At 74.2% G+C, this 16,184-nt stretch carries 15 protein-coding genes and 1 tRNA gene; 6 read left to right on the top strand and 10 right to left on the bottom strand.

Annotated features, from left to right (window positions below):
* Positions 1–15: 15 nt before the first annotated feature.
* From AB0I60_RS11870 to AB0I60_RS11850, 5 genes are all read right to left on the bottom strand, one after another.
* A tRNA-Ser gene (locus tag AB0I60_RS11870) sits at positions 16–100 on the bottom strand.
* Between the two features lie 43 nt (positions 101–143).
* Positions 144–704 carry an RNA polymerase sigma factor gene (locus tag AB0I60_RS11865; RefSeq protein ID WP_360728169.1) on the bottom strand — a complete coding sequence of 187 codons (561 nt, stop codon included), beginning with the start codon at positions 702–704 and terminating at the stop codon, positions 144–146.
* 203 nt (positions 705–907) lie between these two features.
* Positions 908–1,114 (bottom strand): CsbD family protein, encoded by a 207-nt coding sequence (locus AB0I60_RS11860; protein WP_360728166.1) that lies wholly within the window; start codon positions 1,112–1,114, stop codon positions 908–910.
* Positions 1,115–1,198: 84 nt separating this feature from the next.
* Positions 1,199–1,672: a nucleoside deaminase gene (locus AB0I60_RS11855; protein ID WP_360728163.1), complete on the bottom strand. Its 474-nt coding sequence runs from the start codon at positions 1,670–1,672 to the stop codon at positions 1,199–1,201.
* Positions 1,669–2,157, bottom strand: a complete 489-nt coding sequence (locus AB0I60_RS11850; protein ID WP_360728160.1) for a tRNA adenosine deaminase-associated protein — start codon at positions 2,155–2,157, stop codon at positions 1,669–1,671. Before AB0I60_RS11850 ends, AB0I60_RS11855 begins: the two co-directional genes overlap by 4 nt.
* A gap of 89 nt (positions 2,158–2,246) precedes the next feature.
* Between AB0I60_RS11850 and AB0I60_RS11845 the strand changes: the two genes are divergently transcribed.
* A complete protein-coding gene (locus tag AB0I60_RS11845; protein WP_360728157.1) occupies positions 2,247–3,482 on the top strand; it encodes a M20 family metallopeptidase in 1,236 nt (411 codons plus the stop codon).
* Between the two features lie 139 nt (positions 3,483–3,621).
* On the opposite strand, the gene AB0I60_RS11840 is transcribed toward AB0I60_RS11845, so the two are convergent.
* Positions 3,622–4,428 (bottom strand): GrpB family protein, encoded by an 807-nt coding sequence (locus AB0I60_RS11840; protein ID WP_360728155.1) that lies wholly within the window; start codon positions 4,426–4,428, stop codon positions 3,622–3,624.
* A gap of 85 nt (positions 4,429–4,513) precedes the next feature.
* Between AB0I60_RS11840 and AB0I60_RS11835 the strand changes: the two genes are divergently transcribed.
* The 4 genes from AB0I60_RS11835 (at position 4,514) to AB0I60_RS11820 (ending at position 10,572) form a co-directional block, all read left to right on the top strand.
* A complete protein-coding gene (locus AB0I60_RS11835; protein WP_360728152.1) occupies positions 4,514–5,470 on the top strand; it encodes a prephenate dehydrogenase in 957 nt (318 codons plus the stop codon).
* Positions 5,471–5,480: 10 nt separating this feature from the next.
* Positions 5,481–7,250, top strand: coding sequence for a hypothetical protein (locus AB0I60_RS11830; RefSeq protein ID WP_360728149.1), 1,770 nt, complete (start codon positions 5,481–5,483; stop codon positions 7,248–7,250).
* Positions 7,251–7,306: 56 nt separating this feature from the next.
* Positions 7,307–9,118 carry a hypothetical protein gene (locus AB0I60_RS11825; RefSeq protein ID WP_360728146.1) on the top strand — a complete coding sequence of 604 codons (1,812 nt, stop codon included), beginning with the start codon at positions 7,307–7,309 and terminating at the stop codon, positions 9,116–9,118.
* Between the two features lie 272 nt (positions 9,119–9,390).
* The gene (locus AB0I60_RS11820) at positions 9,391–10,572 is read left to right on the top strand and encodes a thiolase family protein (protein ID WP_360728143.1); all 1,182 of its coding nucleotides are present in this window, start codon (positions 9,391–9,393) and stop codon (positions 10,570–10,572) included.
* 703 nt (positions 10,573–11,275) lie between these two features.
* Here the strand turns inward: AB0I60_RS11820 and AB0I60_RS11815 are convergent.
* The 4 genes from AB0I60_RS11815 to AB0I60_RS11800 all read right to left on the bottom strand — a co-directional run bounded on the left by AB0I60_RS11815 (position 11,276) and on the right by AB0I60_RS11800 (position 15,277).
* Positions 11,276–11,899, bottom strand: a complete 624-nt coding sequence (locus tag AB0I60_RS11815; RefSeq protein ID WP_360728140.1) for a putative glycolipid-binding domain-containing protein — start codon at positions 11,897–11,899, stop codon at positions 11,276–11,278.
* On the bottom strand, positions 11,896–12,069 hold the full coding sequence (locus tag AB0I60_RS11810) for an antitoxin (RefSeq protein ID WP_360728137.1): 174 nt from the start codon (positions 12,067–12,069) through the stop codon (positions 11,896–11,898). Before AB0I60_RS11810 ends, AB0I60_RS11815 begins: the two co-directional genes overlap by 4 nt.
* 363 nt (positions 12,070–12,432) lie before the next feature.
* Entirely contained in the window at positions 12,433–13,641 is a 1,209-nt protein-coding gene (locus tag AB0I60_RS11805) for a thioester domain-containing protein (RefSeq protein ID WP_360728134.1), read from the bottom strand.
* A gap of 424 nt (positions 13,642–14,065) precedes the next feature.
* Positions 14,066–15,277: a DNA cytosine methyltransferase gene (locus AB0I60_RS11800; protein ID WP_360728131.1), complete on the bottom strand. Its 1,212-nt coding sequence runs from the start codon at positions 15,275–15,277 to the stop codon at positions 14,066–14,068.
* An 85-nt stretch (positions 15,278–15,362) separates the two neighbouring features.
* Here AB0I60_RS11800 and AB0I60_RS11795 point away from each other — a divergent pair, with 85 nt between their 5' ends.
* Positions 15,363–16,124, top strand: a complete 762-nt coding sequence (locus tag AB0I60_RS11795; protein WP_360728129.1) for a hypothetical protein — start codon at positions 15,363–15,365, stop codon at positions 16,122–16,124.
* Positions 16,125–16,184: the final 60 nt, after the last annotated feature.

Here is a 16,184-nt window from a genome sequence, read left to right as displayed (position 1 = left end):
TCACACCCCGTGCAGCGGTGGCGGTGGGATTTGAACCCACGGAGGCTTTCACCTCACACGCTTTCGAGGCGTGCTCCTTCGGCCGCTCGGACACGCCACCGCCGAGAACAATACAAGACCGCCGCACCCGGTTTCCACCGGGGTCAGCGCCAGACCTTCATCGCCTCCGCCAGGCGCACGCGGGCACGGGCCAGGCGGCCTCGGACGGACTCCTCGCTCGCCCCCACCACGCCCGCGATCTCCGCGTACGACAAGCCGTCCACCTCGGCCAACAGCCACACCGCGCGTTGCGGCTCGGGCAGTCCGCGCAACGCCGACCTCAGGGCCGCCACCGCCGCCACCGTCTCCGCCACCGACGACGGGTCCCTCGGACCCTGGCCGAGGCCCACGGGTGTCGCGCCCCGGTCGGGCAGCTCGCCCACCGGCTCCGTCCGCGACCTCCGCAGCACTCCCAGGCACTGCCGGTACGCCACGCGGAACAGCCACGTGCGGACGGCAGCCGGTTCGGTCAGGGAGTCGAGCCTCCGCCACGCGGTGGCGAACACCTCCTGGGTGACGTCCTCGGCTTCCGCGCGGTCGCCGAGGACCCGGTACGCGAGGCCGAACACCCGGCCGGAGTAGCGGCGCACCAGCACCTCGAACGCGGCCAAGTCTCCCTTGGCGACGCCGCCTGCCAGCGCGGCGTCCGCGATCTCGACGGACACCAGACGATCGTCGCAGCGGGCCGAGCGCCGCGCAGATCAGCGGGTTCCCCCGCATGGGCTATTTCCGGAACGGCCGGCAACGGCGTGATCCGGACGCCGAGAAGCGCCCCTTCGCGTTCAGCGACGGGGCGCTCGTCATGGCGTGCACCGGAGGGCGCGGCCGGGGTCGGTGCCTGCGGATGGCACCGACCCCCGGCCCGCTGCTACCTGTTGAACTTGTCCTTCGCGTCCTGCACGGCTCCGGCCGTCTTGTCCCGCAGGTCGTGGCCGGTCTCCTTGACCTCGCCCACGGTCTGGTCCTTCTTGCCGGACGCCTCGAGGTCCTCGTTGCCGGTCTTCTGACCGAGCTTCTCCTTGGCCTCGCCGATCAGCTGCTCGGCCTTGTCCTTGGCCTGGTCGAAAACGCCCATGGCGGCTTTCCCCTTCCCGACAAGTGGTCCTTCCCCCTCTGGGATGCCTCCTCCGAACGGCCCATAACGCAGAAGTGACCGGCATCACATTCCAGCGAAGAAGATTTCCAGCAGCTCCGCGCACTCGTCGGCCAGCACACCACCCACGACCTCGGGCCGGTGGTTGAGCCTGCGGTCGCGCACGACGTCCCACAGCGACCCCACCGCGCCGGTCTTGGGCTCCCACGCCCCGAACACCACCCGGTCGACCCTCGCCAGCACCAGCGCGCCGGCGCACATCGTGCACGGTTCGACGGTCACCGCGAGCGTGCAGCCGCTCAGCCGCCACCCGTCGCCGTGCACGGCCGCCGCAGCCCTGAGCGCCAGCACCTCGGCGTGCGCGGTCGGGTCGCCGGACGCCTCGCGCGCGTTGCACGCCCGCGCCAGCTCCGCGCCGTCCGGGCCGAACACGACCGCGCCGATCGGGACGTCCCCGGTCGCCGGCGCGAGCCGGGCCACCTCGATCGCCGCCCGGACCAGCTCCCGGTCCGCCACCCCGTGCGCGCGTGGACCGGTCACGCCTGGATGGTGTCCAGCAGCTCGGTGAACTCCTCGCCGAAGCCGCAGCGCTGCGCGATCATCTGGAGCTGCTCGTCCGGGTACAGGTCGACCTCGTCCACGATCACCTGCAACTCGTGCTGCGGCATCCCGAGGTCGGCGAGGACGGCCAGGTCACCCTCCGGCCACAGCTCCTCGTCCTCCTCGTCGGGCGGGTCGACGCGCAGCAGGTCGAGCACGTCCGCCGCGATGTCGTAGTCGAGCGCGGCAGCCGCGTCGGACAGCAGCAGCGCCACCCCGCCGGGCACCGGTCGCAGGACGATGAAGAACTCGTCGTCCACCGCGAGCAGCCCGAAGACGGCACCCGTGGAGCGGAGCCGGCGCAGTTCCGTGATCGCCGCGTCGAGCTCGGACAGTGCCGAGCTGTCCATCCTGCTGCACCGCCAGCGGCCGTCTTCCCGAACCACCGCGACAGCGAAGCCGTTGACCGGCTCCTGGTGTGCCATGTGCACACCGTAGGGCCACCGGACCGCACCCGGTAGCACGGGGGGCTCGGCCGGAGGCAGCAGGGACTCTCCGATGCCACTATCGAGGGATGAGCACAACTCTGCCGAACGCACAGACGAGCGCACCCGAGCCCCGGTTCACCGGGTTGGTGGAGGCGGCACGTGCCCTGCAGCCCAGGACGGTCGCCCTGCGCCGGCAGATCCACCGCCACCCGGAGCAGGGCCTGGACCTGCCCGCGACGCAGGCGGCGATCCAGCACTCGCTGGCGGGTCTGCCGCTGGAGATCACCACCGGCAAGTCCAGCACGTCGCTGGTGGCCGTGCTGCGCGGCGGCAAGCCCGGACCGACGGTCCTGCTGCGGGGCGACATGGACGCGCTGCCGCTCCAGGAGGAGACGGGGCTGGAGTACGCCTCGGAGACCCCCGGCTCGATGCACGCGTGCGGCCACGACACCCACGTGGCGATGCTCGCGTCGGCCGCCCGGCTGCTGTCGTCGCGGCGCGAGGCGCTGTCCGGCCAGGTCGTGTTCATGTTCCAGCCGGGCGAGGAGGGGATGCACGGCGCGAAGCACATGCTCGACGAGGGCCTGCTCGACGCCGCCGGCACGCCGGTGGAGAAGGCGTTCGCCCTGCACATCACCTCGACGCTGCAATCGGGCGTCGTGGTCTCCCGCCCCGGCCCGACGATGGCGTCGGCGGACACCTTCCACGTCACCGTCACCGGTCGCGGTGGTCACGGGGCCATGCCGCACGACGCCGTCGACCCGATCCCACCGGCCGCCGCGCTGGTCGGCGCGCTGCAGACGATGGTCGCCCGCCGGGTGAGCGTGCACCAGCCCGCCGTCGTGTCGGTGACCAACATCAAGGCGGGCACCACCACCAACATCATCCCGGAGACGGCGCTGGTGGAGGGCACCATCCGGACGTTGAGCGAGGACACCCGGGCGCTGGTGCACAAGGAGCTGCCGCAGGTCTGCGAGCACGTCGCCGCCGCGCACGGCTGCACCGCGCGGGTGCAGATCATCCCCGGCTACCCGGTGACGGTGAACGACGCCGAGGTCGGCCCGCACGTCCTGGACATCACCGCCGCCGCCCTGGGCCGGCGCTGGGCGGTCCCGATGGACGACCCGCTGATGGGCGCGGAGGACTTCTCCTACGTGCTGCAACGGGTCCCGGGCGCGATGTCGTTCCTCGGCGCGTGCCCGCGCGGCGTCGACCTGGCCCAGGCCGAGCCCAACCACTCCAACCGGGTGCTGTTCGACGAGGCGGCGATGGAGCACGGCGTGGTCGTGTACTCGGCGTTCGCGCTGGACGCCCTGCGCTGACGCGGGGACCGGGGGGCGCGGCGGACCCACGGGCCGCGCCCCCGGCTCGCGGGAGGCGGACCACTCGGCGGGAGTTCGACCGTGCCCCCCGGACGCGCGGGATAAGGGCCGGGGGCCGCTCAGGGCAGGTCGGGGCCGCTCAGGGCAGGTCGGCGAAGAAGGCCGATTTCGAGCGGGTGTAGTCGTCGTAGTCCTGGCCGCCCCCGTGCTCGCGCGCGGACCGCTCCTTCAGCTCCTGGTACGCCCGCCGCACGTCCGGGTCGGCGCGCAGCAGGTCCCGGAACCGCACGGTGTCCGCCCACCACGGCGCACCGAGCAGCCGGACGTGCAGGATCGCCGGGCAGGCCGGGTCCGCCCGCACGTACAGCCGCTTCCGGTACGCCCCCGGCGGGGCGAGGCCGGGTTGCCGCTCGTAGTCGCGGTGCACGCCCGGCGCGTCCGGCCGCACGCCGGTCGGCGGCCGGAACCCGGCGCGGGCGAGCACGGCGTCCACCGCTGAACCCCCGGCGGGCAGCGCCGACACCCCCACTTGCAGGTCCACGAGCGGTTTGGCGCGCAGGCCCGGAACCGCCGTCGAACCGATGTGGTCGTAGCTCCACCCGTCGTCGTGCTCCCGCAGCCCGGCGCGCAGCCGGTCGAGCAGCCGCCGTGCGGCGAGCGGCAGGGCCGGGTCGTGGTCGTGCAGCACGGGCGGGCCCGGCGGGGCGTGCCGCAGCCCGGCCCACCACCGGGCGAACGGCTCCACCCGCCGCGCCCACAGCCGCCGCACGGCCGGTCCATCCGGCGCGACCACCGCGTCCGCTGCCGGGTCCGGCCGGGTCCCGACCACGAGAGCCGGCGCTCCGGGCCGGGACACCTCGGTCACGTGCACCAGCCCGGCCCCGAATCCGCTCAGCAGCCGGACCACCTGCGCCGCTCCCGGCCCGGAGAGCACCTCGACGTCCACGTGGTCGAGGACGTCCGACTCCCGCCACCGGTTGCCGCCCGGCTCGGGCGGCGGGGTCGGGCGGGGCCGCCGGCAGGATGTCCCCGTGCGTGACGTGTGCGTGGTCGGACTCGGGTTGATCGGCGGCTCGCTGCTGCGGGCGGCAGCGGCGGCGGGGCGGGTGGTGTGGGGTGCCACGGCGTCCGAGCAGGACGCGGGGGCCGCGCGCGCGGACGGGTTCGCCGTGACGAGGCTCGCCGAGGCGCTGGACCGGGCGCAGGAGCAGGACGCGCTGGTCGTCGTGGCCGTGCCGCTGCCCCACGTCGAGGAGGTCCTGCGCGCCGTCCCGGCCGGGGTGCGGCTGACCGACGTGGTGAGCGTGAAGGGCCCGGTGCGGGACCTCGTCGCGCGGGTCGCGCCGGGTGCCCGGTACGTCGGCGGCCACCCGATGGCGGGCACCTCGGCGTCCGGCTGGGCGGCCGGGCGGCCGGACCTGTTCCGGGACGCGGCGTGGGTGGTGTCCGCCGAGGACGGCACCGACGCGGACGTGCTCGCCGACGTGATCGCGCTCGCGCTGGCCACCGGGGCGCACGTCGTCCCCGCCACCGCCGACGAGCACGACGCGGCGGTCGCCCGCATCTCGCACCTGCCGCACGTGCTGGCCGCCGTGCTGGCCAGCGTCGGCGCGGACGGCGGGCCGCTCGCGCTGGCCCTGGCCGCCGGGTCGTTCGGCGACGGCACGCGGGTCGCGGGCAGCCGGCCCGAGCTGGTCCGGGCGATGTGCGAGGGCAACCGCTCGGCGCTGCTGGACGCCGTGGACGACGCGCTGGGCAGGCTCGGCGCGGCCCGGGGGTCGCTGGCGTCGACCGGCGGGCTGGCCAAGACGATCGACGCCGGGCACCAGGCGCGGCTGGCCCTGGTCGAGCGGCAGGGGGCGGACGGCACCCCGCTCACCATCGACCTGACCTCGCCGCAGGCCCCGGCGGCGCTGCGGGCGTTGGGTGCGCGTGGCGGGCGGGTCGTTGGGCTGAACGGCAGCACCGCGCTCGCGCGCACCTCTTAAAGTCGACCGGGTGGAGCGCGGCAAGCTCGTCGCCTGGATCGCCGGCCTCGCGGTGGTCGCCGGCGCGGTGGTGGTGCTGCGCGACGAGTCCGCGCCGCCCGCGCCGGTCGAGCTGACCCGCTTCCTGGACGACCGGGTCGAGTACGTCGCCGACAGCGGACCGGTCCGCGAGCCGACCGAGCTGCGGCTCACCGCCCCGGACCGGACGAGCCTGCGGGCGAACTGGACGGCCACCGGCGGCGTCGCGCACGGCGGGTTCGAGGTGCGGTGGCCCGGCGGCACCCGGCTGGTGCAGGCGACCGAGACCGAGCTGACCGGCCTGGACGCCGACGCGGACGTCGCGGTCGAGGTGCGGGCGGTCGACGGCCTGGGGCGGCGCTCCTCGCCCGCGACCGCGCACGGGGTGCCCCGGCTGCTGCACGACGGGTCGTGGGCCGAGGGGCTCGGGCAGCCGCTCGACGTGCTCGACGGCCCGGCGGCGCTGAGCCCGCGCCGCTGGCGGGTGTTCGACGGCGGCAACGCCGACTGCCTGGGCCTGCGCCCGCTCAACGGCGAGCGCCTCGACGTGGGCTGCGACGTGCTCGACCTCCAGTCCAACGTGCCGCTGCGGCTCACCGCGCCGCAGCCCGACGGCGCGGTCGGGCGGGTCGTGCTCACCACGGACGGCCCCGACTCGGCCCAGTCCGGCGACGCCGAGCTGGTGCTCGCGCTGCTGCCCGAACCGCTGCACGACATCGGCCGGCTGAGCCGGCCGTACCCGCCGGGCGCGCTGGCCCTGCGGATCACCCCCTACGGCGCGGACTTCGAGGTCGGCCCCGGCTTCCCCGCCACCTCCCGGGTGGTGCCGGTCGCCGGCACGTCGCGACCGCCCACGCCGGGCGTGCGGCACCGCTGGGAGCTGCGGGTCCTGCCCGACGCCGTGGTGGCCCTGCGCGACGGCGAGGCGATGGCCGCCGCGCCGGTTGCGGTGCCGTGGCAGGTCGCCCGGCCACGACTGGCGTTCCGCAACGCCAAGCACACCCAGGTCGACGTGTTCGGCGTCGGCGGCGCGCGCGAGGAACCGGTGCCGTCGTCGGTGGTGCCGCTCGGGCTGGGCACCGTGCGGAACGGCGCGGTGGTCCTCGGCACGGCACCCGCGCCCCGGCTCGCGGGCGGCACGTCGGCGCGGGTGACCGCGTCGGTCATCGCGGTCGACAGCGACGTGCGGGACGAGCCGATCACCGTCGAGTTCGGCGGGCAGAGCGCGCCGGCGGTCTTCATGGCGTCCGGCGGGTCGGACAAGTCGGCCGTCCTGTACGCGGACTTCCCGCTCAGCGGACCGGCGGCGGACGTCGAGGTGCGGTTGCGCGGCGCGCGGCACTTCCTGGTCAACGACTCGCACGTGCTGGTGTCCGACGGGCCGGACGCCCGGCGCCCGCTGCCCCGGCTCACCGGGCGCGAACCGCCCGACGTGCGGGCGGCCCCGGCGAACCTGGTCGTCGTGCACGACACCGGGCCCACCGACGTGTTCCCGCGCGGCGGCCGGGCGCGGCTGGTCGTCGAGCTGCTCGCGGGCCCGGTCCGCGAGGTCGCCGCGATCAGGGGTGTCGAGGTCGACCTCGACGGCGGCCGGATCGTCACCCTGCCGACCGGCGGCGCGGTCGGCGGGCGGCACGAGTTCCTGCTGGACCTGACCGATCTGCCGAGTGGCCGACACCGGGTGGCGGTGCGCGTGCTCCCGGTGGACGAGCGCGGCGGCGTCCGGTCCGCCGACCGGTCCTTCGAGATCGGCGCGGGGTAGGTCTCGGGTCCGCAACGTCTGGTGACCCCGGTCACCCGGACGCATAGCTTGACGCCATGGACCGTCGCCGGATCGCCGCCGCAGCCGCCGGCCTGGTGCTGTTCGGCGGGGTGGTGGCGGTGCTGCGCACCACCGCCACGGGCGACCCGGTGGCCCGGACGAGCACGTCCGCGCCGCCGCCGACCTCGCTCGCGCCGTTCGCCGCCGAAGGCGTGCTGGTGCCCGCGCCGGGTGCGCCGCCGAAGCCGCCGGACGGGCTGCGAGTGCTGCCCGGACCCGGCCGCGTCCAGGTGCTGTGGACCGGGGACGCCCCCGGCTACGAGATCGGCTGGGGCCGTGACGGGCAGGTCGGGCACCACCGGCTGGTCGCCCAGACCGCGACCCAGCTCGACGGGCTGGACGACGGCGCGGAGTACCGGGTCGAGGTGCGCGCGGTCGACGCCCACGGGCAGCGGTCCGAACCGGTGCGCGGGCAGGCCACACCCGGCTCGACCCGCACCGGCGAGTACGCCCTGCTGGACCTGTTCGACCAGCCCGACGCACCCGACCCGGCGCGCTGGCGGCTCGCCGTCCGGCCCAACTGCGCCCGCGCCACCCCCGGCCGGGGCGAGGACGGCCGGCGGCTGGTGATCAGCAGCAACTGCGCGTCGGCACCCGCCGTGCTGCGCTCACGCACCCCGTTCGTGCTGCGCGACGCCGACGACCTGGGCCGGTTCTTCGTGGAGACCGACGCGCCCGGCCCGGACGGTGAACTCGCGCTCGACCTCGTGCCCGGTCCGGTGACCACGGTCAGCGGCGACGGCCTCCCGCCCGGCGCGATCCGGCTGCGGGTGGCGTCCGGCAACGGCACGACCACCGCCGAGGTGCTGACCGCCGACGGCCTGCAGACCACCTCGGTGCGCGCGGTGCCGACCCTCCACCCGGGCCTCACCCACCGCTGGGAGCTGGCGCTGCGGCGGGACGGGGCGCGCGTGCTGTTCGACGGCGAGGTGGTCGCGTCCAGCCCGGCGGTGCCCACGTGGACCGAGGCGACCGCGCTGGTGTCGGTGTCCGGGCCGACCGGGCAGCGGGTCAACCTCAGCCTGGCCGCGTTCGACGCCGCACCCGCCACCGCGCCGCCGCGCGCCACCACGCCGGAGGTGCGGGTCGTCGTGGCGCCGGAACCGGTCGCGGCCAAGACGACACCGATCCCCGGCGTGACCGGCGGGCAGTTGCGGATGACGCTCCTGCACACCGACCCGTCGCCCACCGCGCCGGAGTTCACCCTGGCCATCGGCGACCAGCGGGTGCCGCTGCGCCCGGCGCTGCCGGGCGTGCCGTGGCGGGCGGGCGTCGGCTACCCGGTGGTGGCGGACCTGCCGCCGGCCGCGCTGGTCCGCGAGGGGGACCACGTGGCGGTGACCGTGGTGACGGCGCTGCGCGTGCAGGCCACCCACGTCGACCTGGAGCTGACCAGCGCGCCCGGCTCGCCGGCGACCGCGACGAGCGTCGAGACGACCCCGTTGAACGGCCTGGAGGAGGTCCTGGCGCGGGTCGACGGGACCGTCCTGGACGCGGCCGGGCGGCCGGTGGCGGAAGGGGCGCCGATCCAGCGCGGGCGGGTGGTGTTCGACCTGGTGCTGGACGGGCGGTCCGGACAGCGCGGGACGGGCCTGGCCGGCCTGGCGGGCTTCGTCGTCCGCCTGGACGGGGAGCGGGTGGCGGCCGTGCCGACGAACCTGGGCGGTCCGGGCGTCGCCGGCAGCTACCGGCTGGCGCTCGACACCGGTGACCTGTCCTCCGGACCGCACATGCTGGAGGTGAAGCTCTACGGCACGAACCCGGAGACCCGACCCACGTCGGCCTTCGTCTCGTTCTCGGTGGACTAGGCATCGCCCGGGCCAGTCCCCCCTCGTCCGCCGGCCCTTCAGCCGAGCCCCTGCCGGCCCCTCCCGCCGGTTCTCCTGCCGGCACCGCCGGTCTCTCCGCACGTTGGTTCCGCACGTCGGTTCCGCACGTTGGTTCCGCACGTCGGTTCCGCACGTCGGTTCCGCACGCTGCCGGCGGTGGCAAAGGTCCGGACATCCGGCAGCGGGTCGCGGTGTGCGTTTCCGGCCACGTGGCCGGGGCCGACCGGCTCTTCCGGTGTCAAGATGAGGCCATGCACCGCCCCCTGATCCTCGACGCCGCCCGCACCCCGTTCGGCCGCTACCGCGGCGGGCTGGCCGGGGTGCGCGTGGACGACCTGGCCGCGTTGCCGATCGTCGAACTGCTGCGCAGACACCGGGTCGACCCGGCGCGGGTGGACGACGTGCTGTACGGCAACACCAACGGCGCGGGCGAGGAGAACCGCAACATCGGCCGGATGGCGGCGCTGCTCGCGGGCCTGCCGCCGACCGTGCCGGGGGTCGCGGTGAACCGGCTGTGCGCGTCCGGCGGCGAGGCCATCGTGCAGGCCGGTCGCGCGCTGGCGATGGGCGACGCGGACCTGCTCGTCGCCGGCGGTGTGGAGGGCATGACGCGGGCACCGTTCGTCGTGCCGCGCGCGGACAAGGCGTTCGCGGACCGGATGGAGTCGGTGTCCACCGCGCTGGGCTGGCGGTTGGTCAACCCCCGGATGCGTGCCGAGTGGACGGTGCCGCTGGGCCGGGCCGCCGAGGACGTGGCGGTGGCGCTGGGCATCACCCGTGAGCAGATGGACATGTACGCGCTGCGCTCGCACCGGCGCGCGTCGGCGGCGTGGGACGCGGGCGTGCACGACGGCTTCGCGTTCCCCGTGCAGTTGCGCGACGGCTCGGCGGTCCGCCGCGACGAGTCGGTGCGCCCGGAGACCTCGCTGGAGAGGTTGGGCAAGCTGGCGTCGGCGTTCTCCGAGTCGGGCCCGGTCACGGCGGGCAACTCGTCACCGCTCAACGACGGCGCGACGGCGCTGCTGATGGGCACCGAGCAGATCGCCGCCGACCTGGGCCTCACCCCGCTGGGCGAGGTGCTCGGCAGCGCGGTGACCGCCGACGAACCCCACCGCTTCACCCTCGCCCCGGTCGCCGCGATCCGGAAGCTGCTGACCCGCCTGCGGATCTCCGGCGCGGACGTGACCCTGTGGGAGATCAACGAAGCCTTCGCCGCGATGGCCCTGTCGGTCCTCCACCACCTCCCGGACGTGGACCGCGAGAAGGTGAACGTGCACGGCGGAGCGATCGCCTACGGCCACCCGCTGGGGGCGTCGATGCCCCGGGTCGTGGCGGACCTGTGCCGCCACCTCCGCGCTCGGGGCGGGGGCCTGGGCATCGCGGCGGCGTGCGTGGGTGTCGGCCAGGGGATGGCGATCGCCGTCCGGGTCTGAGCGCAGACCCGATTTCCGCCCGGTTCCCGCTCGACGCCGGTCTTTCGCTCGCCGCCCCTGGGGGCGGGTCGGGCGATGGGTCGAGCGGCGTGCGGACGTCCGGTGGGGTCGGGCGGGGGCAGGCGCGCGGGCGACCGGCGGGCCGCCGCGATGGCCGGGCGGGGGTGCCGCGCGCAGGTGCCCGCTTGGGCCGGGCGAGGGGCCGCTACGCGAGCCGAGCGAGGGACGCCGCGATGGTCGAATCCAGGGGGTGCCGCGCAGGCTGGGCGGCGGCGGGCCGGCAGGCGAACGACCGGCGGGTGCCGCGCCGGCCGAGCGATGGTGCCGAGCGGGCCGGGCCGCAGGCGTCGAGCGGGCCGGGAGCGCCGAGCGGGAGCGCCAGGCTGGCCGGGCGGCGGCGGAGGCTGGCCGGGCGGCGGCGGAGGTGGGCCGGCGGTCGGGGCGGAGCGGGCGTGGCTCGTCGGGGTTGAGGGGGCTGGGGCGATCGTCCGTGGCGGGTGGGTCCGTGGCGGGTGGGTCAGGGGCGGGTGGGTCAGGGGCGGGTGGTTCGGGTGACCTCGTTTACTTCACCGAGTTGCGGTAACGGTGTTTCCGTACCTTTTCCCCGATCTGTCACCCGCTTGTGCGACGTCTGCGCAGCCACAACGGCACGGTGGCGGCGGGCCGTGCCAGTGCGGGGTGGCTCGTCGGGGTGGGCCGGTGGTCAGATCCGGTGCGCGACTCGGGGGTAGTCGAGGACCAGGCCGGTCTTGTCGACCGTGATGTCCTGCTGGAAGTCGCCGCTCTCGAACGACACCACGGACCGCTCGTCCCCCACCGACACCGTCCGGTACGTCTGGCGGACCAGTTTCACCGACAGGTCCGGCAGCGTTACGTACACGACCGGCAGCTCCTGCTCGCCCGCCTCGTTCTGCAGGCCCAGCCGGCGGATCGGGATCGCGTTGAACAGGACGGCGAACTGCACGTCCACGTCCACCGCGCCGTCGAAGTCGGCCCGTTCCGCCCCCTGGCCCGCGTCCACCAGCCAGACGCCCTCGGACGACCGGGACACCGAGATCTGCCGCTCCTCGGACACCGTCGCGGTGCGCAGCAGCAGCCTGGTGACCGCGCCGGTCTCACCGACGGACACCTCGAACGACCCGCTGAACTGCTCGCTCGGCCCGGCCGACACCAGCCGGCCGGAGGCTCGCAGCCTGCGTTCGGACAGCAGGAACCGGACCTGCTCCAGTCGGGCCACGTCGTAGCCCTGCCAGGTCACGATCTGCGCGGAAGGCGAGCGGGTGTCCCCCTGGGGAACGGCCCGCTCAGCCGTGTTGAACGAATTCACTCTCCACCCGGAAGGATGTCCTTGGCCTTCTCGGCCACGTTCTTGACCTGCTCCTCGTGACCGAACTTGTCGGCGATGAAGCCGGCGGCGGCATCGATGCCCTGGTCCACCTTCTCGTGGTTCTCCTCGGCAAGCTGAAGCGCCTTGTTCTTGATCTCGTCGAAGTTCATCGTGCTCCCTCGCACTCCTGACGCAGGCTACCCGAACCGACCTCGCGTCCCCAGCGCCAAACGCTACCTCCGGCACGGGACGCCGGCCCAGCCGCCGCCCGGTGCGGCACGTCGGCGGCACCCGCGACCAGGACCGACCGCCGCACGTCACGGCTCTCGGGCCGGTGGGCACCGATCCCCGTCACAGGCGCGTCACGGGACCGGCAGCACTCACCGGCAGACCGGTTCGGCGTCGATGCCGCCGTTGCTTCGGGGTCGGGCGCGGAGCACGACCCCTCACGACGGAACGGCCCCCTCCGGCTGGAGGGGGCCGTTCACCGCGAGCTCAGGTGGCCTCGCGGACCTGCCGGGGCAGGTCGGGTACTACGCGGTCTTCTTGCGGCGCACGATGATCAGCGCGGCGGCACCGGCGCCGAGCAGGCCGAGGCCGATCAGCAGCGGCACGAAGATGGACGCACCGGTCGACGCCAGGTCGTCCTCGTTGCCGGGGCCGGCCGGGGCGTTCGTCGTGGTGGTGGTGCTCGGCGCGACCGTCGTGGTGGTCGTCGTCTCGGTGGTGGTGGCCGGCGTGGTGGTCGTGGTCGTCTCGGTGGTGCCCTCGGTCCACTTGACCTTCGCCGAGTCCTTCGCGTCGACCTTGGTCGTCTCGGCGATCACCAGGGACTGGGTCTTCTGGCGGCGGTCGCTGGCCACGAACAGCCGGCCGTGGTGCAGGTCGGTGGTGGCGCTCACGGTGAACTCGACGGCACCGGGCTCGACGCCCTGGTCGACCTTCACGAACACCTCGCCGACCTTGACGGTGGCCTCGGCGTTGACATCGGCCTTGTTCACGACGGCGAGCGGCTTGCCGTCCTTGTCGGTGAAGGTGACGCCCTTGGGCACCTCGGCCGAGATGACGACCTGGTCCGCCGAGGTCTTGACGGTGAACGGCCCGATCAGCGTGCCGGCCTTGCCCTCGAGCTCCTTGGGGTCGATGGACAGGGTCGGGGTGGGCTCCGCGCCGATGCCGACGTTGTCCGGACCGGTGAGCTTCTTGTACAGCGCCAGCACGTCGGCGTCGACCTTGTCGTCGGCGTCGCCCGTGGAGTTGTCCTCGCGGAGGGTGACCTCGTCGGTGAAGTGCCAGATCGCGGCCTGGGTGGCGGCGATCACCGAACTCTTGCCGATGTCGGGGACGCCGAACGCCTCGCCGACCTTGGCGTGGTCCTCGACCGTCGGGTAGCTGTGGTGCAGGATCCAGTTGACCTTGGCCGCGTTCTCCTTGAACTTCGACTTCGGGTTCGGGTGCTCGCCCCAGGGCGCCTCTTCGAGCGGGGTGTTGTCCTCAAGCGGCGTGGGCAGCTCGACGCAGTACGCGGTGGCGAACTGCTCCTCACCGTCCTTGACGATCTTGAGGCCGATCAGCTCGGCGTGCGTGCCCTCCTTGCGGACGAGCTTGCCCTCCTTGTCCAGGAGGAAGACGCCCATCCCCTTCTCGTCCTTGTCGGGGTACGGCGTCACCTTGACCGCGTCGGCGGCGGCCGGCAGGGCGGAGAGGAGCAGGAGCGAGGCGCCGAGGACCGCAGCCCCCATGCGCTTCAGGGTCAACCGGGGTGCCATGTGTCTCCTTGAGGCTCGCTGAAAGCCCGTGGTGTCGTTCAAGGCGGCGGTCCTGGCCGGGTCCGGCGGGCTGCGCAGGTACAGGGCGCGCGCCGACACCGGATCGTCAGGAATGGCCGGAACACTATCCGATCGAGTTACCCCCGAACGGGGAAGGGAGGCACTGTGCGTAGCACCGGTCCCGATCAGCCGAAATGGACCTCAACCGTCCACAGTGGATGATCGAAGAGGTGGTCGGACCAGTCCGGACAGGCCGCCGAACGGCCGTTTCGACTGCTGTCGAATGGCCTGCACCACTCCGTCGTGAAATGAATCACCGCAGGTCAATCCAAGTATGAACCATGCTGTGTCGCACCCGGCCAGCCGAACCGACGCAACACCGTTGCGGAAAAGAGATCTACGCTACCAGCTCGGCCGCGCCCGCCGGTCGGACGTCGCCGACGCGCAGCGAGGTCCCGGGGAGGCACAGGTCCTTCGCCACCGGCGGCCGGCCGGTGAGGATCCAGTGGCACAGGGCGGCGAGCTGGAAGGACACCAACGGGGGTACGGCGTCGCCCAGGTGCCGGTACGCGTTGCCGATGATCGACACGTCGAAGCGGAACTTGCGCGGGAAGCCCTGGAGCAGCGCCATCTCCCGCACCGTGCACAGCCGGTCCTGCTCCGGGTGGGCGTAGCGGCCGTTGCCGACGTGGCCGCACTCGCGCTTGATCGTGCGGGCCGGCTCGTCCCACCACATGCGCCCGTAGACGTCCGGGTGGGAGCCCCACTTCCCGTCCTCGATGATCTTGTGCTGGGCGGGGTTGAGGAGCTGCTCGGCCGGCGAGCCGACCAGGTCGCCCCACGAGCCGCCGTCCGCCGGGATGGCCTTCATCCGGTCCAGGGACCGGCCGCGCCGGAACGACGGCGACACGTGCATCGGGTCCTCGGGGTCGGCGTCGCCCGCCGCCACGAACGGCAGCTTGCCGATCGCCCGCCGCACCGTCACCGCCGCCGGGCGCACCTCCCAGCCCGCCCACAGGTCGTCCATGGTGCGCAGCGGGACGCCCCGGTCCACCGCGACCACCACGGCCCGCTCGCGCAACTGGGGCAGCCCGAACCGGGACAGCATGTGCGACGAGGCGTTCACCTCGTAGCCGATCTCCAGGAGCTGGTCGACCAGGCCGTCGAGGTGGTGGCGCTGCTTGCCCTTGACCAGCTCGCGGGCGTTCTCCAGCAGCATGACCCGGGGGCGCAGCTCGGCCACGTACGCCGCGACCCGCCCGACCAGCGAGTTGCGCGGGTCGTCGCGCAGGTGGTTCGCGGCGGTGATCCGGGTGAAGCCCGAGCACGGCGGGCACGCCACCAGCACGTCCAGCTCGCCGCGCCGCAGCCCCCACACCTCGCGCAGCACCGCCGGGTCCAGCCGGCCGAGGTCGACCTGCAACGGGTCGACGCCGATGTTGTCGCGGTAGGTCCCGTTGCACCGCAACGATCCCAGCCGCGAGGACGGCTTCCCGATCTGGGCGTCCGCCGCGCCGACGACGGTGAAGTCCCGGTGCGCTTGGAACCCCAGGCTCATGCCGCCGGCGCCGGAGAACAGGTCGACAACCTTGTAGGAGGGTCCGCGCACGCCGATGATCGTACGACCTCGCCGGAACGGTCCGTACCCGCGCCGTTGCGCCGTTCGGCCGGATCGATCCGTTAGCTTCCCGCACATGGAGCTGCCACCTGCCTGGCAACGACCGGATCCGTTGCGCGGCTTGGAGAAGACCCGGTGGGCCGACCTGGCCCACGGCGCGGGCGTGGACGACTTCCTGCGCCGCGCGGCGCAGGGCGACCAGGAGGCGTGCGGGGAGCTGGAGAGACGCCTGTTGGACGACGACACGGTGTCCGAGGCGAGCGTGCGCGCGGTGCCGTTCCTGGTGGAGCTCGGCGCGAGCTACAAGGTCCCCGGCGCGTCCCGCGACCGGGTGATCTTCCTGCTGGCGGCGATGGCGCTGGCGGGTGCCGGCTTCACCTGGGACGGCAAGCGCACCCGCCGCCGCTGGAACCCGCTGCGCCGCGAGCTGCCCCGCGTCGCACCGGACTGGATCACCCAGGCGAGGTACGCCGTGGCGAAGGGTGCGCCGAAGGTGTTCGACGCGCTGGGCGGCGCGGAGGTGGCGTGCTCGATGGCGCTGGCCATCGCGGTGCCCGAGGTGGCCCCGAAGCACGTCGTGGACGTCGCCCAGGGCATCGCGTTCGCGGGCACCCACCCGCAGGCGCTGGTGGAGGCCGCGTGCGTGGCCCTGCACCTGCTGCTGGACGAGGCCACCGACGACGCGTGGGCGCACGGCATCGCCCAGGGCGACCCGGAACTGGTGCACGCCTACGAGAACGGGGGCTTCCCGGCCCACCAGCCGGCGGTGGTCACCGCGCAGCTGATGGGCTACCGCTACGCCTTCCAGGCCGCGTACGGCCGCCCTGGGGCCGGGTGAACGGCAGGGCGGCCGGCACGCGGTCGGAGGCGGCCAGGCGGGGTCGGAGGCACCAGGCGG

Origin of the sequence: Actinosynnema sp. NPDC050436 (assembly GCF_040655415.1) — a bacterium.
Lineage (GTDB): Bacteria > Actinomycetota > Actinomycetes > Mycobacteriales > Pseudonocardiaceae > Actinosynnema.
This window is presented reverse-complemented; position numbering and strand designations above follow the sequence as displayed.